This window comes from Candidatus Paraluminiphilus aquimaris (genome assembly GCF_026230195.1).
Taxonomy (GTDB): Bacteria; Pseudomonadota; Gammaproteobacteria; order Pseudomonadales; family Halieaceae; genus Luminiphilus; species Luminiphilus aquimaris.
In genome coordinates, this window is record NZ_CP036501.1 from 525,176 (window position 1) to 547,022 (window position 21,847).

The following is a 21,847-nucleotide window of genomic DNA, read 5'->3' on the forward strand; positions in this document are numbered from 1 at the left end:
GCACTTAAATAGCAGTACCCCGCTAACGGGATGGTGGGTACCAAAGTCGCAAATGCGACGAACAAAGTGCCTTATTTGTTTCATTTTGCGTTGAGTTTTGTTAAAAGCGATGTTGGAAAACCAGAGTGGGGACTATCGCCTCCGCTCTCCATAAAAAAAGGAGTCGAACTGAGATGTTCAGATTAAAGCCATTAGCGGCCGCGACTCTTCTGGGGACTTTGTTTTCAGCGTCTGCTGCGCTAGCCCAAGAAGAGCAACTAGAGTCGTCAACAATAGAAGCTGTTGCGGAAGAGTCCGCCACAGCCGACACAGGATCAGTGGAAGAAGTCGTAGTAACGGGTTCACGTCTGAGAAGCTCTACGTATTCGAGCGTTTCGCCACTGCAAATTATCGACGCAGAATTCCAGCGTGAGGTCGGTCTGATCGACGCAACGGATATTCTTCAGAACTCTACGAGTGCTGGTGGTCAGCAAATTGATCTGACCTTTAACGGCTTCGTTTTGGACAACGGTCCAGGTTCGACCACCATCAGCCTTCGTGGCCTCGGTGCAAACCGAACGTTAGTTCTTATGAACGGCCGCCGTCTTGCGCCAAGTGGTGTGGAAGGCGCGCCCTCTGCTCCCAACATCTCGCTGGTTCCCCAGCTGATGGTTGCTCGCTATGAAAACTTGCTTGACGCAGGTTCTTCGATCTACGGATCTGATGCGATTGCAGGTGCAAGTAACATCATTACCCGTAAAGATTTCGATGGCCTTGAGGTCCAGGTGTTCACAGACACGCCAGACCGAAACGGCGGCGACAGCAGCACAATCGCCGCAGCGTGGGGCTTCAATACCGATAAAAGCGTATTCGGTATTGGTATCGAGTACGCGGAACAAGACCGTGTCTTGATGTCCGATCGGCCCTGGACCAACCAGTGCACAGGAAACGTAGAAGTAACTGAAAGCGGCGAGATTCGTCGCCAAGACCAGTACTATGCCAACCTCGGATACCCTGATGTAGGTCAGTGCTCGTCACTGTCACTTGCAGCACGAACATTCGTTCCAGGAACACCCTTTGGCTCAATTTACTACACTCCCGGAGCCTCTAACGGTGGCTGGGGTAACTTCACTGAGTCAGGCGATCCCTACACGGGTTTAGCCGCAGACGGTGACGGTGACGGCATTGGTGATATCAACTTCCTGAACTACAACCTCAATGGTGCCCCAAGTGATTTGGCATCGGACCTACTTCCCAAGTCCGAGTCAATGAACATTCTGGCCTACGGTGAGACAACGCTCGATGGGGATATGAACATCACCCCTTATTTCGAAGCGATGTACAACACCTATGAGGTAAACCAGAACAGTGGAGAAGGCCAGCTCTTCCCAGAAGTACCTGCGCTGAACCCCTATAACCTTTGTAACCCAAACGCTGAAAATGGCGTGGATTGCGGTTTAGCATACGATGCTTACCTGACTAACCCAAACATCGTGCAGAACTTCGCAAACTACTACTTAGACGCAGCGAACTGCTTCGGCGTTCCGGCTCCTTTCTGCTCGCCCGCAACCTTCGGTCTGTTGACCGGCGGCTATGGCGCGGTACCAACGTTGCCGATTGTCTCTGTTAGAGGCGACCGAAACTTGGTTGATGTGGAGATGGAACAGATGCGCCTCGTAGTGGGTGCTTCAATGGATCTTCCTTTCCTTGACATGGGTTCATTGAGCAACTGGCGTGGTGATTTCTCAATTGCTTACAACCGCTCTGAAGGTGATTCCGCACGATATGGTGTTCGTGAAGACCGCTTGGAGCTCGCTTTGGGCTATTACTCATCAACCAGCACACCGTGTGAAAACGACCTGGGCGCAACCCTAGCGTCAGACACTGCAGGCTGTGTTCCAGTCAATATGTACGCGCCATCGCTTTACCCCGTAGGCACCGTTACAGGTGACTTTGCAACACAGGCTGAGCGTGACTACCTGTTTGACTCTCGTGATTTCAACACGGTTTATGAGCAAACGCTGGTGAGCTTGGTTCTAGATGGTGACATCTTCGAAATGCCTGGCGGTGAAATGGCCAAGATGGCTATTGGTTACGAATATCGCAACGACGATATTCAATCCAACCCCGATGCAGTTGCTCGCGACGGTCTTTTCTGGGGCTTCTTCTCAGATAAAGGCGCCTTTGGTGATGTCTCCCTCAACGAGGTGTTCGGTGAAATTGAACTCCCGCTGCGCGCTGACATGCCTCTGCTCAAAGAGCTGACACTTAACGTATCAGGGCGTTTGACTGACCACGACTACTATGGCGAGAACGAGACGGCATCCGTAAAACTAGGCTATCGTCCAACCGAGCCCTTCTTGCTTCGCGCAACTTGGGGAACGGCCTTCCGTGCACCTAACAACCGCGAACTATTCCTCTTGGGTTCAACAGGCTTTACCAATGTGAGCGACCCTTGCTACGTGCCTGAATCTGCTATTGGCGGAATTGGTGACGGCGCCGGCGAAGGTGCCTACATTCCTGAGCGAGATCAACGTGATCCGGAGCTCTTGGCTAACTGCCGTGCAACAGGCGTTGATCCCACTCTGGCAAATAACGGTGGCTTTAACACCTTCAGCACTGAAGTTCAGACGGGCGGAAGCCTGACGCTGGATCCAGAGGAATCTGAGTCTTACACATATGGTTTCGCCTACGAGCAAGACTTCAGTAACAAGTTCGACCTCTCGCTGGGTATGACTTACTACTCTGTGAAGGTAGAAAACACTGTTATTGAGCCTTCTACTAGCTTCATTATCTCCGACTGTCTCTTTGACGAAGCGGGAACGGGTGCTTCGGTCTTCTGTGAGCGCATTCAGCGTGACCTCTCAGACCCTACCGACCCTCGTATTCAGCTGATGGACCTCGGCTTTATTAACCGTGACTTAGAGCGCGCGCGTGGTATCGACTACAACCTCACATACCGTGATGTAATCGATCTAGGTGTACCGGTCGACCTGTCGGTTAACTTGACAGCAAACCGTAACCTCGAGCGTTCACTGACCTACACAAATGCTGACGGTTCCATTGATTTTGAGGACTACTCGGGTGAGTGGGGTCTCTCTGAGTGGCGTGCACTGGGTCAAGTTCGTTTGAGCTGGGATCGCTGGACATTCAACTGGCAAACACGCTACCTGGGCGCGGTTTCTCAGGATGTCGATGCCATTGATGCGTTCTCTGACGCGTTTACGGCTTCAGACACTTGCTTGGGACCACCCGATGATGAGCTTTGCCGTGACTACGGTGAAACTGGAAGCTACATGGTCCACAACGTTTCCATGTTCTACCGTGCGGACAGCTGGACACTCGGTATGGGCGTAAGAAACCTTGAAGACAAAGCACCACCACTGGCTGACCCCAGTGAAGTAACCGGTGTTAAGTCGAATCCAATTGGCTACGGCTACGACGTCTTTGGGCGTACGTTCTTCCTGAACGCATCGTACAATTTCGATCTCGGCTTCTAAAACCAGGTTAATTGTGACAAAAGCGCACTTAGGTGCGCTTTTTTTTTGTCAAATCGGCTAGCATGTCTCCTATCAGAAAAAGGAGACGTTCTATGTACCGCGCTGGAGGCATCGCCTTACTCTTGTGCCTGCTTGTTACCGAGGTAACCGCAGAGCCTTACCCATTAGATTATTGGGCGCGACGTTCCGCCGTCACGGGTGTCTCATTGTCACCTGACGGCTCTAAATTCGCGCTTACGCGAATTCTCGAGCGTGGTGGCGACCCCATCATCGAGCTCTACGATTCCGACGACCTCTCTAAAAAACCGGTTCGCATTGATTCAAGCCCGTCGGAAATTATGCCCGGCGTGAGTTGGATCGATGATGACGTATTCTTATTCAGTACGCGCCAGCAAGTGCGCGACATTATTGAAGGCTTTAATCAAGGTGTATACGAATATCAAAACGTCAAATACGACAGCTCAAAGAAAAATCCGTTGGGGCGGATTCGCCAAGACTTTTTCAGTGTTGAAGAAGTACTACCGCAAAAGAAAAACAAAATAATTATTTCTAGTTCGGAGGATGTATCTGACCGAGCCGGCACCAACACAACGAGATTTAGACCACGTTCCTACTGGGAATACGACCTAAAAACGAATCGTCGCAAGATGCTCATGCGCGGTAAACTTTCGATGGGTAGAGTGTCATTTAATAGTGATGGCGTAGCCACCCATGCTTCGGGTTTTGATTTCAGAACACGAGATCAAACATTCTACTGGCGCCCGAAAGGCACCACAGAGTGGCGAGAGATGTATCGCCTTTCAGACGATAGTTTCGAGCGATTCATACCAATAGTCCCGGACCCTGTCGCGGAAAATCATTTTTTAGTCTTGGCCCATAATGGGTATGACACGCTAGGCCTTTGGTCTTTCAACGCGGACACTAAAGCGTTTTCTGAAGTGGTTTATCGTCGCAATGACGTAGATGTTGCCTTTCCGTTCGCCCACAGTAACCGGCTATCGAATCCCGATGAAGTGGCGGGTATCTCTTGGTGTAAGGACAAATGCCACCGTGAATTTTTCGACGGGCAGGAGGCCGCGCTTCACCGGCAGCTTGAAACGCTTATACCAAACGCAGATCAAGTACGAATATCCGGGCGCTCACGGGACGGCAATACGCTCGTTGTCAGTAATTCAGGCCCTCAGGATCCCGGCACGTATTACCTCATCCGCAATGGACGCGTTTCGAAAATCAGTGGCGCTAAGCCTTATCTAGAGCATGACCAACTTGCGAAAGTGGAGTACGTGACTTACAAAGCGCGAGATGGCGTGGAGATCAACGGTTACGTGACGGTCCCTAATGGGGAAGGGCCTTTCCCACTGGTCGTCATGCCCCACGGTGGGCCCTATGTATCAGAGACCGTTGATCGATTTGACGAGTGGTCGCAATTGCTGGCCAACAACGGATACATGGTGCTACAGCCTCAATATCGCGGCTCACAAAAGTACGGTTTGGACTTCTATAAGTCTGCGTTCATCAAGGGCTCTGAGGCGGGCCGTGCGATGCAAGACGATAAGGACGATGGGGCGCTTTACCTTGTGAAGCAAGGACTCGTGGATCCTAATCGTATGGCAATGTTTGGCTGGTCCTATGGTGGGTATGCGGCGCTCATTGCCGCCTCGCGTGAAGACCAGATTTACCAATGTGTTATTGCCGGCGCCGCGGTAACAGACCCCGACATGCAACTGGACTACTACCGGTATCGTATGGAAGGTGCGCAGAAACTCGAGCAGTTAACGACGTGGGACGGTGCCATATCACCCATGAAAGAAGTGCCGAAAATCAACGTGCCCATGCTGGTTGTGCATGGAAGTAATGACCAACGGGTACCACCTGAGCACTTTGACAAGTACGTGGCTGAGCTTGACCGCGCAGGTATTGATTACCAAAAGCTGATCCTAGAGGGCGCTGATCACTTCTCAAATACGTTGTTTTATAACCACAAAATTGCGCTTTACGAGAAAATGCTCGACTTCTTTAAAAACGATTGCGGGTCTATGTCTGCGGGTACATCTCTCGCTAACCGTTAAACCCAAAAAAAAGCTCTCAGGTAATAGTTAGAAATGGCCTGCTCGCTCTTATAGAACCGAACTTCAAAGCCCTCTACCTGAGGGCTTTTTATTGTCTACACTTCTCTTATCGATGCTCCCTAAAGCCTGCACTCGACAATCGAAAGCGCAAAAAACGTGGGCGTTCAGTCTCAGTTAGAACAACACCCGTGTGCGCAGTGTGCCTTCGATTCCAGACAGCTGACTAATTAGCGTTTTTGAGTAGTCGCTCTCAATATCAATCACGACATAGCCCGTATCGCCCATGGTCTGTAAATACTGACCACTCACGTTGACAGCACTCTCGCTGAAGACTTGGTTAATAGCGCTCATAATGCCTGGAATATTTTGATGCACATGAAGTAATCGGTGCTTACCCTCGTGCTCCGGCAGGGCCACTTCCGGAAAATTCACGGCGGATGTTGTCGTACCGTTATCACTGTAGCGCGTGAGCTTCTCAGCCACTTCAACACCAATATTCTCCTGGGCCTCCTGGGTAGAGCCGCCAATATGAGGGGTTAAAATGCACTGATCGAGACCTCTGAGCGGTGAAATAAATTCATCATTATTTGAACGAGGCTCAACAGGAAATACATCGATTGCCGCGCCACCAATATGGTTACCGTTCAGTGCCTCGGCCAAAGCATCAAGGTCTACAACATTACCCCGTGACGCATTAATTAAAATGGACCCCGAACGCATCGCGGCGATCTCGCGTTGCCCAATGAGTAGCTCAGTACTCGCGTGCTGAGGCACATGCAAACTCACCACGTGCGCCTCTTTCAGTAATGCAGACAGTGTCGCCTTGGGCTGAGCATTCCCCAGCGGGAGCTTGGACTCGACATCAAAATAAACAACCTTCATACCCAGGCTCTCGGCAATGACCCCTAGCTGCATACCGATGTTGCCATAACCAATAATTCCGAGTGTCTTTCCGCGGCACTCAAACGCACCTGTTGCGCTTTTTTGCCACTCGCCTCGATGCGCCGCCGCGCTTCGCTGTGGTACGCCTCGAAGTAACAAAATGATCTCAGCCATAACCAGCTCAGCGACACTGCGCGTGTTTGAAAAAGGCGCGTTAAAAACCGGAATCCCTCGCTTCGCAGCGGCTTCCAAATCGACCTGATTTGTCCCGATGCAGAAACAACCAATTGCCACTAAGCGATCAGCCGCTTCAAATATCTCGGCAGACAGTTGGGTACGAGACCGAATGCCTACAAAATGAGCGTCCTTTATTTCTTTCTTCAAATCATCGGAGGGAAGGGCCTTCGGGTAGGTCACAACGTTTGTGTAGCCGGCCTTCGCAAGCGCATCGATGGCGCTTTGGTGAACACCCTCTAATAAAAGGAACTTAATCTTCGATTTTTGGAGTGACTGCTGTTTCATAACCTACTTCTGAAGGTGAGTGCGCGGGGCGTGGATGATAACATTACGGGCATCACCGCTTTGGAGTTCAATGTGCAACGCTCGTCAATAGACGTTATTCACTCCCTTGAGACCCTGCTGTCTAAGGATCAAGTCTCAACTGAGGCTTCAGTCCTCGAAAGCTACGGTCAAGACTGGACACGCTTTACACAGCCCGCCCCGCTCGCAATTGTTTTTCCTCGGTCGACAAACGAGGTGGCAGATATCGTCAAATGCGCACGCACCCATAAATTTGCGCTGGTGCCCTCCGGTGGTCGGACGGGATTAAGCGGTGGTGCTGTTGCGGCGAACGGTGAGGTCGTGGTCTCTCTCGATAAACTGAACACCATTGAGGCCGTCAACAAGACGGATCGCACCATCGCTGTCGGTGCAGGTGCAATCACACAGGCTATTCAAGCGGCCGCCCGAGAAGCAGACCTCTTTTATCCCGTCGATTTCGCGTCAAGTGGCTCGAGTCAGATTGGCGGCAACATTGCCACTAACGCAGGTGGCATCAATGTCATTCGCTATGGCATGACGCGGGAATGGGTAGCCGGCCTCACGGTGGTTACCGGTACCGGCGAAATTCTAGAGCTCAATCGCGGCCTCATGAAGAACAATACAGGCCTTGATTTTCGGCACCTCTTTATCGGTTCTGAGGGTGTGTTGGGCTTTATTACCGAAGCGACCTTACGACTCTGCTCGCCGCCTAAAGACCCAACCGTACTGGTACTGGGCCTTAGCGATATGGATGCCATCATGCTGGTGCTCGAGCGCATCCAAGGAACCACACCACTTTTGGCCTACGAATTCTTTTCTGAACTTGCAGCATCAAAAGTTGTGGAGCACGCGGGTGTCGCCAGACCCTTTGACACCAAAACACCGTTCTACGCGCTAATCGAATTCGAGCGCGACAGCGAAGAGACCGAAGCTGCCGTCTTTGAAGCCGTCGAAGCCTGTATGGAGTCAGGCTGGGTATTGGACGCTGTCATGAGCCAAAGCGTTGCACAAGCACGCGCGCTGTGGCGCCTCCGAGAGGATATCTCAGAGACGATTACGCGATGGACCCCTTACAAAAATGATATTTCTTCGACAGTTTCCAAAGTGCCTCAGCTGTTATCCGCAGTGGATACTGTGGTTCACAATCACTATCCAGACTGGGAAGTCTGCTGGTACGGACACATCGGTGATGGCAATCTGCATCTCAATATTTTAAAACCAGAAAATCTTGATATCAGCGACTTCAAAGCCCGATGCGGTGATGTCTCAGTTGATATTTTTGAAGCCATCAGGGGTTTGGGTGGAAGCATCTCCGCGGAGCATGGTGTTGGAACACTTAAAGCACCCTTCCTCGAGTACACCCGTACAGAAAGCGAAATAGCGTCGATGCGAGCCATAAAGGCTATTTTTGATCCCGACGAGATCATGAACCCAGGGAAAATCTTTCTCGCTAACTAGAATGACACAATAAGGAGATCCTATGGACGCAAAGACGCTGAAACAGATGGTGGCGCGCGAAGCGATCGAGAGCGTAATGCGTACAGATGACAGTGACCTGGTTGTTGGTATTGGCACAGGCAGCACAGCAGAGTGCTTCATTGCCGAATTACCCCGTCTGCGAGACCGGATTCAAACGACCGTATCCAGTTCTGAGCGATCGTCTGAGTTGCTGCGGCAACTGGGTTTTGACGTACAAGATCTCAACAATGTTGACCGAGTTGACGTCTATGTCGATGGCGCCGATGAGGCAACTGAAGAAGGGTTTTTGATAAAAGGGGGCGGTGCCGCTTTAACACGCGAAAAGATTGCGGCAGCGAAAGCTAAAGCGTTCATTTGCATCGCCGACAACAGCAAAATGGTTCCCCAATTAGGCACTTTCCCGCTCCCGGTCGAGGTAATTCCCATGGCGCGAACGCTTGTTCAGGCCGAGCTCAATAAACTCGGTGGTAATGCAGTTTGGCGAGAGGGCGTCATCACAGACAACGGCAATATCATTCTCGACGTCCACTCATTGGAAATAACTAATCCCAAAGCGCTTGAAAGCGAAATAAATAATATGACGGGCGTTGTCTGTAACGGCATCTTCGCTCACAGACCTGCTGACGTTTTACTTATCAGCACGCCGAGCGGTGTTGTCCGCATTTTGTGACAGCTTACCGACAATCAACATTGACACATAAGGATATCTTTATATAGTTACCCCATAACAAATAGGGGGAGCGTCCTGTGAGTTCTTACACACTTTTTACGTCAGAATCCGTATCAGAAGGCCATCCGGACAAAGTGGCTGATCAAGTCTCTGATGCGATCTTAGATCTCTACCTATCCAAAGATGTCAATGCGCGTGTCGCGGTAGAAACACTGGTGAAAACCGGGATGGCCGTGTTGGCCGGAGAAGTCACGTCATCCGCCGCGATTACACCAGGCGAGATTGAAAGCACCGTCAGAAAGGTGATTTGTGATATCGGTTATGACAGTTCTGACGTCTGCTTTGACGGCAATACCTGCGCTGTTATCAATGCTATTGGTTTGCAGTCACCCGACATTGCCATGGGAACGCTTGAAGCGGATGAGGCCAATCAGGGTGCCGGTGATCAGGGCCTTATGTTTGGCTACGCGGCAGATGAGACGGCAACGTTGATGCCAGCGCCGATTTTTTACTCGCATCGACTCGTAGAGCGGCAAGCTGAGCTTCGCCGATCAGGCCAAGCGGATTTTCTGGGCCCGGATGCGAAAAGCCAAATCTCACTGCGCTATGACGAAGACGGCAAGCCACTAGCCATCGATGCTGTGGTGTTATCGACCCAGCATTCCACTGACATTGACCAAGACACACTGCGTGAATTCGTCAAACGAGAAATCATCGAGGCCGTTTTGCCCGCTGACTGGCTTACCCCAGATACGCAATACCACATAAACCCAACCGGACAGTTCATCATTGGTGGCCCAATGGGCGATTGTGGCCTTACGGGTCGTAAAATCATTGTTGATACCTACGGCGGTATGGCCCGACACGGTGGCGGTGCCTTTTCAGGCAAAGATCCGTCGAAGGTGGATCGTTCTGCTGCCTATGCTGGCCGGTATGTTGCGAAGAATATCGTTGCAGCAGGGCTTGCGAGCCGCTGCGAGATTCAGGTTTCGTATGCCATCGGAGTGGCGGAACCGACATCGATTTCAATCGATACCTTTGGAACCGCCAATGTTTCAGAGACTCGTATTATTGAGCTGGTAAGAGAGCACTTTGATCTTCGCCCCAAAGGCCTTATCAATATGCTCAATCTCAAGCGGCCCATTTACCAACCCACCGCGGCTTACGGCCATTTTGGACGCGAGCAAGAAAGCTTTACGTGGGAAAAAACCGATAAAGCCGATGCGCTACGCGCTGCGGCAGGACTTTAAGTTAACTAAACACCAGGAGCTGTCATGACAACGGCCATCGACTCAGCAACATTTTCAGATTACAAAGTAGCGGATATTACCCTGGCCGAGTGGGGTCGCCGCGAACTCGCTATTGCGGAAACCGAGATGCCCGCACTCATGACATTGCGAGACCGCTACAGAGAAGAGCAGCCTTTGGCTGGCGCCAAAATTCTGGGCTGCATCCACATGACGATTCAAACAGGCGTGCTTATCGAGACGCTCATTGACCTTGGCGCTGAGGTGCGCTGGTCCAGCTGCAATATCTTCTCTACACAAGACCATGCAGCGGCCGCTATCGCCGCCCGCGGCATTCCTGTCTTCGCCTGGAAGGGCGAGACTGAGCCTGAGTATGAGTGGTGTATCGAGCAAACCATTTTACAAGACGGCAAACCCTGGGAAGCTAACATGATCCTGGACGACGGTGGCGATCTCACTGCGATGCTCCATGAAAAATACCCAGAGATGCTCGAGCGCATTCATGGCATTACAGAGGAAACGACGACAGGGGTGCACCGCCTCTATGAAATGTTGGACGAAGGATCTCTCAAAGTGCCCGCCATTAATGTAAATGATGCGGTCACCAAGTCTAAAAATGACAACAAGTATGGATGTCGCCACAGCCTTAACGACGCTATCAAGCGAGGACTCGATCACTTATTGGCTGGAAAGCGCGCGCTCGTCCTTGGCTATGGTGACGTGGGTAAGGGCTCGGCTCAGTCACTGCGCCAAGAAGGTATGATTGTTCGCGTCACCGAATGCGATCCTATTTGTGCCATGCAGGCGTGCATGGACGGCTACGAAGTCGTCTCACCGTTTGTCGATGGTGTGAATGATGGGACCGACGCCTCGATCAATACCGACCTTCTCGGTCAAACCGATTTACTGTGCTCGGCAACAGGGAATGTGGATGTCTGTAATGCGGCTATGCTCCGAGCACTCAAGCCGGGTGCCGTAGTTTGTAATATTGGCCACTTTGACAACGAGATCGACACCGCCTACATGCGTGAGAACTGGGAGTGGGAAGAGATCAAACCCCAAGTACACAAGGTTTATCGAGACCGCACAACAAACGACCACTTGTTACTTCTCGCGGAGGGACGTCTGGTAAACCTTGGAAATGCCACGGGTCATCCATCTCGAATAATGGACGGCTCCTTTGCAAACCAGGTTCTGGCGCAGATTCACTTGTATGCACAGCGCTTTGCCGACCTGCCCACGGCAGAGAAGTCTGGCGCTATCAGCGTTGAAGTGTTGCCAAAGCACCTTGATGAGCAAGTAGCCGCGCTCATGGTACAAGGATTTGGTGGTGTGATGACCAAACTGACCCAGCAACAGGGCGATTACATTGGCGTCAGTGTTGAAGGTCCTTATAAAAACGACAGCTACAAGTACTAAATAGCGCTCAAATGATAAACTGCGTTCATGCGCAGTTATCGAGTTCATTCACATTCTGATCTTGTCGTTGGACAGTCGGCCGCTCTTGATGAGCGGTCGAGTCACCATTTAGCGCGCGTTCTCAGGGTAAAGGTGGGTGATGCGGTCACCGTGTTTAATGGTGACGGCAATAACTACTTTTCTCACGTATCCGCGCTCTCAAAAACCTGCGTTACTGTAGATCTCTTATCCAGCGAGCACCCTGCCAATGAGTCGCCACTAACGACTCACTTGGGCCTCGCTGTATCAAAAGGGGATCGCTTTGATTGGGCAATAAAGAAGGCGACAGAGCTTGGGGTATCGTCAATCTCCCCGATATTGAGCCAGCGTGTGGATGTCCGATTATCACCCGATCGTTGGAGAAAAAAGCAAGATCACTGGCAGCAGATTGTGATCAGTGCCTGCGAACAGAGCGGGCGTGCTGTTGTCCCCCAGGTGGAGGCACCAACGCCCCTTGCGGATTGGGTCGCCATGACGGAGGCCGATTATAAGTTTTGTCTTCACCCTGGCTTAAAGAGTGTGCTCCCAGCAACGACGCCCAATAGTGTTGCGCTGCTCATTGGTCCCGAAGGGGGATTGAGCGATGACGAGGTGGCCGTTGCCACCGATTATGCGTTTTTAGGCCTCAATGTGGGGCCACGCATTTTACGCACTGAAACAGCGCCACTCGTCGCCCTCTCCGTTATAGGCACTCAATGGGGTGACTTAAGAGCGATATAAACGCTTGAACCCACCGTGGCGGGGACTCAAACTTAATAATGTTAAAGCGGCGTTGAGCAAGTAACTATGGGATTGCGTATCGGGGTACTAATGGACCCCATCTCTGGCATCAATACAAAGAAAGACACAACCTTGGGTATGCTTCGTGCAGGCGTAAAAGCAGGCCACCAACTTGTTTACTTGGAGCAAAGCGACCTCTTCATCAGAGAAGGCGAAACGTTTGCCAGCTTGAGACCTCTCGAGGTTTTCGAGAGTGATGATCACTGGTACTCGTTGGGTGATGCCTACACGGCCTCACTTTCCTCGCTCGATGTTGTACTGATGCGAAAAGACCCACCGTTCGATATGGAGTTTTTCTACACCACACAGCTACTCGAAGATGCAGAACGCCGTGGCACCCTCATTGTTAACCGCTGCGAGAGCCTTCGAAACTGCAACGAAAAGTTGTTCGCTGCACAATTCCCCCAATGCTGCCCTCCGCTTTTGGTGTCACGCGACCCCGACGCGCTGAAAACATTCCACAAGGAATACGGAGACGTCATATTCAAACCGCTCGATGGGATGGGTGGTCAATCGATATTTCGAGTTAGCGAAAATGATCCCAATCTGAACGTTATCCTTGAAACACTGACACGAAAGGGTGCCGAAACGATTATGGCTCAACGCTATCTACCCGAAATAAAGGCGGGTGATAAACGCATCCTCATGGTGAATGGCGAGGCCGTACCCTTTTGTTTAGCCAGGCTACCTATGGCGGGCGAAAATCGAGGGAACTTGGCGGCCGGGGGTTCAGGTGTGGTACAGCCTTTATCGGAGCGAGATCAATGGATCGCAGCACAAGTAGGACCCACCCTGCGCGAAAAAGGACTACTGTTCGTCGGACTTGATGTGATTGGTGACTATCTTACCGAGATCAATGTGACGAGCCCTACCTGTATGCGAGAGATTGATCGCGCTGAAAATACGCAAATCGCCGAGGCGCTTATCGCCAGTATCGAAGGCGCTTTGGTGGAGCACCGTGCAAGCTGAATACGACGTATCGGGGCATATGCCAGCGGCCACCGTTGTCTCAGTTGCACTGCACGCATTTATTGCCATTTTAATATCCAGCTCTGTGCTGTCTTCGGTAGCAACTTATCGCTCAAACGCCGTCACCGTAGTGCTCACGCCAAGTAAACAAGCACCATCCGACGCGACACACATGGCAAGTCAGCATCAGGTTGCAAGTATTGACGATGGGCAAAGACCTCTCACCGACCCATCACCCTCAACAAAACTAGCCATTTTGGAGGCGTTTTCCGATCAGGTTGCCGACCCTTCAGATTTGGCTGCCGAAGTAGAAAAACTCCAAGGTGAACTGACGCAGATGCAGGAGACGCAGGCGCAAAATACACGCCTTGGCAGCGTCGCTGCGCGCAGAGCACTGGATGCCGACTATCTTCAGCGTTGGGTAAGTCGCGTTGAAAACTTTGGTAATGCTGCACTGGCAAATGTAGGCAGTGCGAGGGGCGACGTGCGCTTATTGGTTGTCGTGAATAAATTAGGCATTCTTCTTGATGTTAGGCTGCTTGAGCCATCGGGCTTTCCCCACCTAGATCGCGCAGCGATCAAAACCGTGCAAGATGCGGCACCTTACCCTGCATTTCCTCCCGCATTGGGTTCACAAGTCGATAAACTAGAGATTGTGAGAACCTGGCAATTTCGTCCATAGATGAACGTTATAGCTCTCCCTTGAAAACTGAAAGCGATCACTGATGAAGAAAATCTGATGAAAATGCAGAGAACCACCGACAGTTTAAGGGGCCATTTTTTGATTGCGACACCCGCAATTGAATCTGGATTTTTTAAGCAAACCGTTACCTACATTTGTGAGCACGGCGAAACAGGTGCCATGGGGGTGGTCATCAATAAGCCCCTGGACCTGCAACTTGCCGATATTTTTGAGCACCTCAACATACAGCCCCTTTTAAGCCACGATGAAGTGTCCGTTATGGCCGGCGGCCCAGTAAAAGTAGACCGTGGATTCGTCCTGCACTCTCCCGATAAAACATTCGACGCCACACTGAAAGTCAACGCGGATGTGTGGCTAACAACGTCAAAGGATGTGCTTGCAGAGATTGCAGCCGGATCCGGTCCCGAGAGGCACCTCGTTGCACTCGGTTATGCGGGATGGTCCGCCGGACAGCTCGAGCAAGAAATTGCCGCCAACAGCTGGCTGACCGTCGCCGCTGATGACAAAGTACTTTTCGAGACCCACGTTCAGCAAAAATTTGAGTCGGCGGGAAGTCTTTTAGGCATCGATATCCGGCTACTCTCACAGCACGCAGGCCACAGCTAAATGTCGGGTGTTCGTTCCTACCTTTGCTTTGACTTTGGACTCAAAAATATCGGCGTCGCCTTGGGCAACACCTTGACGAATGAAGCGAGACCTTTACTCATTTTAGCGGCCGTCAATGGAAAGCCTCGGTGGGAACAGGTTGAAGCCCTGATAAAAGAGTGGCAACCGAGCGCTATCATCGTTGGGAACCCGATTGATGAGAACGGCGATGCAACTGAGCTCTCCGAGAGAGCATCAAAATTTGCCCGTCAGCTGCACGGACGTCTGGGCTTGAGCACCATCCTCCACGATGAGCGGTTTAGCTCTAAAGAGGCCAAGCTAAGAGCAAAGGAGTCGGGGCACAACGGTGACTTTTTAAAGAAGCCTATCGATGACCTTGCGGCGGCCATCATTCTTGAGAGTTGGCTTAACCTCGCGCGCGATTAGATTAATAGCGCTACCATCTATCGACATCCATGCCAGAGGGTCCCTCTACACCAAATGATGCCCGATCGCCTGATCGGCCAAGGGGTGTATCGAGTTTTATCGCAAGTCGGACATCATTTTCCGACTCAGCCGCTTTCAGTGCTTGCTCCGCGGTTATGACCCCCTGCTTAAATAATGCAATGAGCGCCTGATCAAACGTTTGCATGCCGTATTCAGATGAGCGTTTTATGAGCTCCGTGATCTTTTCGACATTGCCCGCGCGGATATGTTCCTGCATCAAAAGAGTAGACAACATCAGCTCTACGGCAACGACCCGACCACGTCCGTCACGTTTTGGTAGGAGTTGTTGGGCGACAATTGCGCGTAAATTAATGGATAGATCCATCCACAAACGACGCACATGCTCCTCAGGGAAAAAGCTTTGAATACGCTCAATTGCTTGTTTCGAACCTCCAGCGTGGAGCGTACACAAGCACAAGTGCCCCGTTTCGGCATAGGACAGTGCAATCCGCATTGTTTCCACGTCCCGAACCTCACCAATCATCACAACATTGGGGGCTTGGCGCAGTGCCGTTTTCAGTGCCACCTCAAATGACTGGGTATCAGCACCCACCTCACGCTGACTGATAATGGACTGCTTATGGCTGTGAACAAACTCGATGGGGTCCTCAACAGTAATAATATGATCGCGTCGATTTTGGTTTCGATAATCAACCATGGATGCGAGCGTGGATGACTTCCCCGCGCCTGTTGCACCAACGATAATGACAAGACCTTGCTTGAGCAGGCTCAATTCCTTCAATTGCGAAGGTAAGCCCAACTGCTCAAAAGTCGGTATCTCGTGGTGAATTCGACGAAGCACTAAAGCAGGCTGCTCACGCTGCACATAGGCGCTTGCACGAAAGCGCCCAAGTTCTGGGTGCTCAATGGCATAGTTAGCATCATGGTTGAGCGTGTAATCTTCAAATTGCTGCTGGGTCATACTGTCTTGAATCAGTGAGGAGACATCATCGGGCCCTAAAACTTGATCCCCGTACCCAAGTAATTCGCCATCTACCTTAAAAATGGGTAACGCACCCACAGCCGCGAAACCGTCAGACGCCTCTTTTTCGACAATCTGCTTAAGAAATTCAGTCAGCTTCACTGGCGCGGCCTCATACAATATTGTCAGGTTGTCGCGCTTTGCTTCGTGCAATTGCCACGTCGATGAGTCGCTTATCAACCAGCTGCTGCAAACCTTGATCCATCGTCTGCATGCCTACTGATTGCCCGGTTTGAATCGCGGAGTACATCTGCGCGACTTTATCTTCTCTGATTAGATTGCGAACAGCGGGTGTACCTCTGAGTATTTCCAATGCGGCCACCCGACCGCCGCCATTTCGCTTGAGCAGCGTTTGCGACACAACTGCCATCAATGATTCAGACAGCATCGACCGAACCATTCCCTTTTCCTCGGCAGGAAACACGTCAATGATCCGATCGACTGTCTTTGCCGCCGAGGTCGTATGAAGCGTTCCAAACACCAAATGCCCCGTCTCGGCTGCTGTGAGGGCCAGCCTTATGGTCTCTAGATCACGCATTTCCCCCACCATAATGATGTCAGGATCTTCTCTAAGTGCGGAACGCAGGGCTGTCGCAAAGCTATTCGTGTCGCGGTTAACTTGCCGCTGATTGACCAGACACTTTTTGCTCTCATGAAGAAATTCAATCGGGTCCTCAATCGTGAGAATGTGATCGAATCGCTTCTCGTTAATAAAATCGACCATGCCAGCGAGTGTCGTTGACTTACCTGAACCGGTTGGTCCGGTTACCAAAACAAGGCCTCGAGGCATCATTGCAAACTCTTTGAGCACCTCAGGCATGCCCAGATCGTCCAGTGAGAGAATCGCTGATGGAATGGTGCGAAATACAGCCCCAGCTCCCCGATTTTGGTTGAACGCATTTACCCTAAAACGCGCGATGCCCGGCACTTCAAAAGAGAAATCGGTTTCGAGTTGATCCTCATAATCTCGACGTTGCCGGTCATTCATAATGTCGTAGATCAGACTCTGGACTTGAGCATGATCCATAGGTGGCACGTTTATTCTACGAATGTCGCCATCAACACGAATCATGGGTGGCAAACCGGCAGACAAATGGAGATCCGATGCACTTTGCTGCGCGGTGAAAGCCAGTAATTCGGTAATGTCCATGAAACTCACCCTCTCCATAAGTACCGGATAGGGGCCATCGGGCGTACCATACCGGCATGAGCATCTCTAACCTACATCAAAACATATCTCAGATCAGAAGCCGACTCTCCGAAGCCGCCGATAGGGTCCAGAGAAGCCGAGATAGTGTGAAGCTGATCGCAGTTAGCAAAACCAAACCCGTAGCGGCGATTAAACGCGTTTATGAAACGGGACAACGCGACTTTGGAGAAAACTATGTCGCCGAAGCGATCGATAAAATCACGGCCTGTGAATCCTTGGACATTTGCTGGCACTTCTTAGGTCCACTTCAGTCAAACAAGACACGACTTGTTGCAGCGCATTTTGACTGGATTCACAGTGTCGATCGTATAAAGGTTGCGCAGCGGTTAAACGATCAGCGTCCCGCTACACTGCCGCCTTTAAATGTGTGTCTTCAGGTCAATATACCGGCCGAGGCAACCAAGTCAGGCGTGTCGTCAGAAACTGCATTACTCGAATTGGCGCTCGCGGTCGATAAAATGGACCGACTAAAGCTGAGAGGTATTATGGCGATTCCTGCGCCAACGAAGGATCCTTTGGAACAACGAGAGCAGTTCAACCGCATCGCGGGACTTCTCAACATCCCTGGGCTGCCAGCGGGAATGACAGAACTATCGATGGGCATGTCTTCTGACATGGAGGCCGCCATTGCAGAGGGCGCAACCATGGTCAGAATTGGCACAGATATTTTTGGCGCACGGTATACTTAGCGGTCAAAAACAGAGGTATGAACGAGTGAGTCATTCAACGATTACATTTCTTGGCGGTGGCAATATGGCCGGCGCCATTTATGGCGGTTTAGTAGATAACGGATTTACCGAGACTCAAATTACCGTGATTGACCCCTCAGAGTCGGCACAACAACAGGCACGGAATGTGGGCCTCAGTTGTGTTTTAAGCGCTGCACCAGAAACCATCGACGATGATTTACTTGTTCTCGCGGTAAAACCCCAAATTGCAGCGACAGTGCTTGCATCACTCAAGGGCAAACTCTCGGCATCGACCACGGTGCTCTCTATTATCGCCGGGATCGACTCGAGTTCATTAGCGGCAATGCTGGGCCTCACAAATACATCAACCATTATTCGCTGCATGCCCAACACTCCCTCGATGGTGAATGAGGGTATGACAGCCTTACTTGCCAATGATCAGTGCAGCGAGAGCGGTCGCATGCTCGCTGAACAAGTCATGGCGGCGGTGGGTAAAACACTGTGGGTGCAAGAGGAATCAGACCTCGATATTGTTACCGCCATCTCAGGGAGCGGTCCGGCCTACTTTTTTCTCTTTATGGAGAGTCTTACTGAGGCTGCCATAAAACTGGGTATGTCATTACCAGAAGCTCGATTACTCGCTGTTCAGACGGCCGTAGGCTCCGCCAAGCTCGCATCAGTGAGCGACGAAGACCTCGCAAAACTGCGAAACAATGTAACGAGCCCTGGCGGGACCACCCAGCAAGCGATACTGTCGTTCGAGCAGGCGGGACTTCGTAGCGTCGTTGATGACGCCGTTTCAGCGGCAAGAAAGCGGTCCCTTGAATTGAGCGAGGAATTTGGCGCATGAACAGTGCTTTGTCTGACATTGCCGTAACCATAGCTTCTCCACTCTTCAGCTTGGCTCTATTTTTAATCGCGATGCGTTTCCTCGCTCAGCTTTGTGGTGTGAGTCCTTACAACCCTATTTCGACAGGCCTTCGCAGCATTACCGATCCCATCGTTGCGCCAATAAACAGGCTGGTTCCAGCCGGTAGGCGACTAAACATAGGGGCCATTATTGCCCTCATTGTCTGCCAAGTAATCTACATTGCAGTGATGCTGGCGCTTATTAGCCGCTTCGACGCGTTCAACGTCCTCCAGTCCCTTATCTGGAGCACGCTGGGGGCGGCCGGCTTACTGATCAATATTGTTTTCTACAGCGTGCTTGCAATGATAATTGTGAGCTTTATCGCCCCCCAGAGTAATCACCCGGCCGTCGAGTTTGTTTGGCAACTCACTGAGCCCGTCATGGCGCCACTGCGAAATTTTATTCCTTCAATGGGTGGACTCGACTTTTCTCCCATCGTGCTTTTTATCGGTATCAACGTCATAAGAGTCTCTTTGGGCCATATGGCCGTCGCTGTCGGGATGCCCGCGTTTATTATTGGAATTTAATCAGGTGAATAACGCGTACGCACAATCGAGCGTCGGCATTGTTGAGCCCAAAACGGCATTTTTCGATGAACCGTTGTTCCTCAAGTCAGGCGAGGTACTCAAAGAGTACAGCCTCGCCTACGAGACTTACGGTGTCTTAAACGCAAAGGGCAGTAACGCCGTTCTTATTTGCCATGCACTCTCGGGCAGTCATCATGCGGCGGGATATTACAGCGAGACTGATACAAAGCCAGGCTGGTGGGACACAATGATCGGTCCGGGCAAGCCCATCGATACAAACCGCTTGTTTGTCGTCTCTTCGAATAATATTGGCGGCTGCGATGGCTCAACAGGCCCCTCGAGTGTCAGTCAAAGCTCTGGCAAGCCATGGGGAAGTCTCTTTCCTCAAGTGACGGTTGAGGACTGGGTAGAGACACAAAAGCGGCTTGCCGAGTCTTTGGGTATCGCTCACTGGGCGGCAGTCATTGGCGGCAGTTTGGGGGGGATGCAAGCCTTGGAGTGGTCTGTTCGCTACCCCAGCTGGCTGAGTCACTGCGTTGTGCTCGCTGCCGCACCTGGACTCACCGCGCAGAACATCGCCTTTAACGAAATAGCCCGACAAGCCATTTTTTCTGACCCCCAATGGCTGCAGGGAGACTATGCATTGTCCGAGACGGTCCCAGAGAAAGGTATGGCACTGGCGCGTATGGTGGGTCATTTAACCTACATGTCTGCGGATAAAATGTCCGACAGATTCGGCCGTGAACTTCGCCAAGGCAGCTTCGAACCCGATGACGACGAGCCGATCTTCCAGGTCGAGAGCTACCTGAGATACCAAGGGTCACAATTCGCTGGACGCTTCGATGCCAATACCTATGTCATCATGACGCGCGCACTGGATCGGTTCGATCTGGCATCTCACGGAAAGGGAGACTTATCCGAAGCACTTGCTCGAGCAACAGCAGAGTTTTTAGTGGTCTCCTTTAGCTCTGACTGGCGTTTTGCACCAAGCCGCTCGCAAGAAATTGCCAATGCTCTATTAGCATCCGGCAAGCGGGTCACCTATGCGGACATCGAATCTGATGCAGGACACGACGGCTTTCTTCTCGAGGATAAAGATTACATGGCCTTGGTCGGCGCGTGGATGAAGCGGGTTGCGCCATGATGTTGCGCAGTGACATCGACACCATTCTTGACTGGGTCATGCAGGGTAGTCGTGTACTCGACCTAGGTTGCGGCGATGGTGAGCTGCTAGCCGCACTCACCAAGCAAAAAGCCATTTCGGGACTCGGGGTCGACATTGATGCCGGAAATCTCATTGCAGCAGTCGACAAAGGTTTGTGTGTCGTCCAACAAAATATGGAAGATGGACTATCGAACTTTAACTCCAAAAGCTTTGACGTTGTGATTATCGCCTTTTCGCTACAAGTGCTTACACGCCCACACACTGTGCTTGAGCGGGTTGTCGACATTGGCAATGAGGCGATCGTGAGTTTCCCTAACTTCGGTCACTGGCGATCTCGCCTATCGCTTTTGTTTTCAGGCCGGATGCCAAAAACGAAAGCCCTACCTTATAGCTGGTTTGATACCCCAAATATTCATTTCTGTACCGTGAACGACTTTGAGCAACTTTGTGACCAACTTCAGATCGAAATTATCGAGCGTAAGACATCCGAAGGCGGGCATATATTGGCTAAGCTCTGGCCAAATTTATTTGCTAAGTCAGCGAGCTACAGGATTCAACGGACGTGAAGTATTTACTTACCCTGCTTATTTCCCTATGGGCATGTCAGTCGCAGGCGCAGCAGTCTGAGCGCTTCGATCAATTCGAGCTTCATTACAGCATTGTCTACACAACGTTTCTCACGGCTGAGATCGCGGCTAAATTCGGCATCCCCAGAGGAAAGGATAAAGCGATGCTGACATTATCAGTCCGCGACGCAGAGGCCGGTGATATCGAAGGTCGCCCAATGGAAATCGAAGGCAGAACCTGGGACTTAATTACCGGTGGCAATATGAAGGTAAAAGAGGTGAAAGAAGGCCGCGCAACCTACTACCTTGTGCCTTTTGAGTTCCTCGACAGGGAATACCGATTTTTCGAATTCACCTTCACGCCCGAGGGCGCGAATAAGGCCTATAAATATAAGTTCCAAACACAGCTTTGGCGCCAGGAGTAGCCTCA

Annotated in this window: 20 protein-coding genes; 17 read left to right on the plus strand and 3 right to left on the minus strand. The window is 51.3% G+C overall.

Annotated elements, in window-relative coordinates; all coding sequences use genetic code 11:
* The first annotated feature begins 173 nt into the window (after positions 1-173).
* Positions 174-3,479, plus strand: a complete 3,306-nt coding sequence (locus E0F26_RS02300; protein ID WP_279242432.1) for a TonB-dependent receptor domain-containing protein — start codon at positions 174-176, stop codon at positions 3,477-3,479.
* A gap of 92 nt (positions 3,480-3,571) precedes the next feature.
* Entirely contained in the window at positions 3,572-5,548 is a 1,977-nt protein-coding gene (locus tag E0F26_RS02305; RefSeq protein ID WP_279242433.1) for an alpha/beta hydrolase family protein, read from the plus strand.
* 174 nt (positions 5,549-5,722) lie between these two features.
* On the opposite strand, the gene serA is transcribed toward E0F26_RS02305, so the two are convergent.
* Entirely contained in the window at positions 5,723-6,952 is a 1,230-nt protein-coding gene (serA, locus tag E0F26_RS02310) for a phosphoglycerate dehydrogenase (protein WP_279242434.1), read from the minus strand.
* 30 nt (positions 6,953-6,982) lie between these two features.
* Between serA and E0F26_RS02315 the strand changes: the two genes are divergently transcribed.
* From E0F26_RS02315 to ruvX, 9 genes are all read left to right on the plus strand, one after another.
* Positions 6,983-8,428, plus strand: a complete 1,446-nt coding sequence (locus E0F26_RS02315) for an FAD-binding oxidoreductase (RefSeq protein WP_420887692.1) — start codon at positions 6,983-6,985, stop codon at positions 8,426-8,428.
* Between the two features lie 22 nt (positions 8,429-8,450).
* Positions 8,451-9,119: a ribose-5-phosphate isomerase RpiA gene (gene rpiA / locus E0F26_RS02320; protein ID WP_279242435.1), complete on the plus strand. Its 669-nt coding sequence runs from the start codon at positions 8,451-8,453 to the stop codon at positions 9,117-9,119.
* Positions 9,120-9,196: 77 nt separating this feature from the next.
* Positions 9,197-10,369, plus strand: a complete 1,173-nt coding sequence (gene metK, locus E0F26_RS02325; RefSeq protein WP_279242436.1) for a methionine adenosyltransferase — start codon at positions 9,197-9,199, stop codon at positions 10,367-10,369.
* 24 nt (positions 10,370-10,393) lie between these two features.
* Complete coding sequence (ahcY, locus tag E0F26_RS02330) at positions 10,394-11,785, plus strand: adenosylhomocysteinase (protein ID WP_279242437.1); 1,392 nt, start codon at positions 10,394-10,396, stop codon at positions 11,783-11,785.
* A 27-nt stretch (positions 11,786-11,812) separates the two neighbouring features.
* Positions 11,813-12,544, plus strand: a complete 732-nt coding sequence (locus tag E0F26_RS02335; protein WP_279242438.1) for a 16S rRNA (uracil(1498)-N(3))-methyltransferase — start codon at positions 11,813-11,815, stop codon at positions 12,542-12,544.
* 66 nt (positions 12,545-12,610) lie between these two features.
* Positions 12,611-13,573, plus strand: coding sequence for a glutathione synthase (gshB, locus tag E0F26_RS02340; RefSeq protein WP_279242439.1), 963 nt, complete (start codon positions 12,611-12,613; stop codon positions 13,571-13,573).
* Entirely contained in the window at positions 13,563-14,255 is a 693-nt protein-coding gene (locus E0F26_RS02345) for an energy transducer TonB family protein (RefSeq protein ID WP_279242440.1), read from the plus strand. The genes gshB and E0F26_RS02345 overlap by 11 nt, the downstream gene beginning before the upstream one ends.
* A 57-nt stretch (positions 14,256-14,312) precedes the next feature.
* Positions 14,313-14,882, plus strand: a complete 570-nt coding sequence (locus E0F26_RS02350) for a YqgE/AlgH family protein (RefSeq protein ID WP_279242441.1) — start codon at positions 14,313-14,315, stop codon at positions 14,880-14,882.
* Positions 14,883-15,308 (plus strand): Holliday junction resolvase RuvX, encoded by a 426-nt coding sequence (gene ruvX, locus E0F26_RS02355; RefSeq protein ID WP_279242442.1) that lies wholly within the window; start codon positions 14,883-14,885, stop codon positions 15,306-15,308.
* 10 nt (positions 15,309-15,318) lie between these two features.
* Here the strand turns inward: ruvX and E0F26_RS02360 are convergent, their stop codons facing one another.
* Both E0F26_RS02360 and E0F26_RS02365 read right to left on the minus strand, forming a co-directional pair.
* Positions 15,319-16,452: a PilT/PilU family type 4a pilus ATPase gene (locus E0F26_RS02360; RefSeq protein WP_279242443.1), complete on the minus strand. Its 1,134-nt coding sequence runs from the start codon at positions 16,450-16,452 to the stop codon at positions 15,319-15,321.
* Between the two features lie 10 nt (positions 16,453-16,462).
* A complete protein-coding gene (locus E0F26_RS02365; protein WP_279242444.1) occupies positions 16,463-17,500 on the minus strand; it encodes a type IV pilus twitching motility protein PilT in 1,038 nt (345 codons plus the stop codon).
* Between the two features lie 56 nt (positions 17,501-17,556).
* Here E0F26_RS02365 and E0F26_RS02370 point away from each other — a divergent pair, with 56 nt between their 5' ends.
* Genes E0F26_RS02370 through E0F26_RS02395 form a run of 6 tightly spaced genes read left to right on the plus strand, consistent with a single transcriptional unit; the run spans position 17,557 to position 21,842 of the window.
* Complete coding sequence (locus E0F26_RS02370) at positions 17,557-18,249, plus strand: YggS family pyridoxal phosphate-dependent enzyme (protein ID WP_279242445.1); 693 nt, start codon at positions 17,557-17,559, stop codon at positions 18,247-18,249.
* Between the two features lie 25 nt (positions 18,250-18,274).
* On the plus strand, positions 18,275-19,099 hold the full coding sequence (gene proC, locus E0F26_RS02375; protein WP_279242446.1) for a pyrroline-5-carboxylate reductase: 825 nt from the start codon (positions 18,275-18,277) through the stop codon (positions 19,097-19,099).
* Positions 19,096-19,686, plus strand: a complete 591-nt coding sequence (locus E0F26_RS02380; RefSeq protein WP_279242447.1) for a YggT family protein — start codon at positions 19,096-19,098, stop codon at positions 19,684-19,686. Before proC ends, E0F26_RS02380 begins: the two co-directional genes overlap by 4 nt.
* 4 nt (positions 19,687-19,690) lie before the next feature.
* Positions 19,691-20,830 (plus strand): homoserine O-succinyltransferase MetX, encoded by a 1,140-nt coding sequence (gene metX / locus E0F26_RS02385; RefSeq protein ID WP_279242448.1) that lies wholly within the window; start codon positions 19,691-19,693, stop codon positions 20,828-20,830.
* A complete protein-coding gene (gene metW / locus E0F26_RS02390) occupies positions 20,827-21,417 on the plus strand; it encodes a methionine biosynthesis protein MetW (protein WP_320416193.1) in 591 nt (196 codons plus the stop codon). Before metX ends, metW begins: the two co-directional genes overlap by 4 nt.
* Positions 21,414-21,842 carry a DUF4426 domain-containing protein gene (locus tag E0F26_RS02395; protein WP_279242449.1) on the plus strand — a complete coding sequence of 143 codons (429 nt, stop codon included), beginning with the start codon at positions 21,414-21,416 and terminating at the stop codon, positions 21,840-21,842. Before metW ends, E0F26_RS02395 begins: the two co-directional genes overlap by 4 nt.
* The last annotated feature ends 5 nt before the right edge of the window (positions 21,843-21,847 follow it).

Excerpts from the sequence above, each read along its gene's own strand:
- E0F26_RS02300 (WP_279242432.1), top strand. The coding sequence starts at position 174 with ATGTTCAGATTAAAGCCATTAGCGGCCGCGACTCTTCTGGGGACTTTG.
- E0F26_RS02305 (WP_279242433.1), top strand. The coding sequence starts at position 3,572 with ATGTACCGCGCTGGAGGCATCGCCTTACTCTTGTGCCTGCTTGTTACC.
- serA (WP_279242434.1), bottom strand. The coding sequence starts at position 6,952 with ATGAAACAGCAGTCACTCCAAAAATCGAAGATTAAGTTCCTTTTATTA.
- rpiA (WP_279242435.1), top strand. The coding sequence starts at position 8,451 with ATGGACGCAAAGACGCTGAAACAGATGGTGGCGCGCGAAGCGATCGAG.
- ahcY (WP_279242437.1), top strand. The coding sequence starts at position 10,394 with ATGACAACGGCCATCGACTCAGCAACATTTTCAGATTACAAAGTAGCG.
- E0F26_RS02335 (WP_279242438.1), top strand. The coding sequence starts at position 11,813 with ATGCGCAGTTATCGAGTTCATTCACATTCTGATCTTGTCGTTGGACAG.
- gshB (WP_279242439.1), top strand. The coding sequence starts at position 12,611 with ATGGGATTGCGTATCGGGGTACTAATGGACCCCATCTCTGGCATCAAT.
- E0F26_RS02350 (WP_279242441.1), top strand. The coding sequence starts at position 14,313 with ATGAAAATGCAGAGAACCACCGACAGTTTAAGGGGCCATTTTTTGATT.
- ruvX (WP_279242442.1), top strand. The coding sequence starts at position 14,883 with ATGTCGGGTGTTCGTTCCTACCTTTGCTTTGACTTTGGACTCAAAAAT.
- E0F26_RS02365 (WP_279242444.1), bottom strand. The coding sequence starts at position 17,500 with ATGGACATTACCGAATTACTGGCTTTCACCGCGCAGCAAAGTGCATCG.
- E0F26_RS02370 (WP_279242445.1), top strand. The coding sequence starts at position 17,557 with ATGAGCATCTCTAACCTACATCAAAACATATCTCAGATCAGAAGCCGA.
- E0F26_RS02380 (WP_279242447.1), top strand. The coding sequence starts at position 19,096 with ATGAACAGTGCTTTGTCTGACATTGCCGTAACCATAGCTTCTCCACTC.
- metW (WP_320416193.1), top strand. The coding sequence starts at position 20,827 with ATGATGTTGCGCAGTGACATCGACACCATTCTTGACTGGGTCATGCAG.